A 745-nucleotide genomic window follows, 5' to 3' on the forward strand; every position below is an offset into this window, starting at 1 on the left:
TGAAGACCCACGTCCGCGCGGTGCTGACCAAGATGGGGGCGCGCGACCGGACCCAGGCAGTGATCGGCGCCTACGAGGCCGGCTTGGTCACCCCGAGCTCCTGGCCAGGACCCGGGGAGGGCGGCACGGGGCCCTGACCGGGACTGCCTGGGTCCACCCGGGCCACCCGGCCCGGTTAGGCTGGGGGCTCGTTCCGCCCGACGAGCGCTGCTTGCCGACTGCTGCCCGACGACCGCTGCTCCGACCCAGGAGATACCCGACTTGTTCGCCACCCTTTCCGACCGCCTCGCCGACACCTTCAAGAACCTGCGTGGCAAGGGCCGCCTGTCCGAGGCCGACATCGACGCCACCGCGCGCGAGATCCGGATCGCACTCCTCGAGGCCGACGTCGCCCTGCCCGTGGTCAAGGAGTTCGTGGGGGCCGTCAAGGAGCGGGCCCGGGGCGAGGAGGTCAGCGGGGCGCTGAACCCCGCCCAGCAGGTCGTCAAGATCGTCAACGAGGAGCTCGTCACCATCCTCGGCGGCTGCGCTACGCCAAGACCGGCCCGACTGTGATCATGCTGGCCGGTCTCCAGGGCGCCGGCAAGACGACCCTGGCGGCCAAGCTGGCGCTGTGGCTCAAGGACCAGGACAAGACGCCGCTGCTGGTGGCCTGCGACCTGCAGCGACCCAACGCGGTCAACCAGCTCCAGGTCAACGGCGGCCGGGTCGGCGTGCCCGTCTTCGCGCCCGAGCCCGGCAACGG

General features: G+C 71.7%; 1 protein-coding gene and 1 pseudogene. Both read left to right on the forward strand.

Features of this window, described 5'->3' with window-relative positions; all coding sequences use genetic code 11:
- Nucleotides 1–261: 261 nt before the first annotated feature.
- Entirely contained in the window at nucleotides 262–555 is a 294-nt protein-coding gene (locus ACK4SE_RS13930; RefSeq protein ID WP_409693905.1) for a signal recognition particle receptor subunit alpha, read from the forward strand.
- Between the two features lie 2 nt (nucleotides 556–557).
- Nucleotides 558–745: pseudogene (locus ACK4SE_RS13935) on the forward strand (signal recognition particle protein); the annotation flags it as partial.

Source organism: Brevundimonas sp. (assembly GCF_046293315.1).
GTDB lineage: Bacteria > Pseudomonadota > Alphaproteobacteria > Caulobacterales > Caulobacteraceae > Brevundimonas.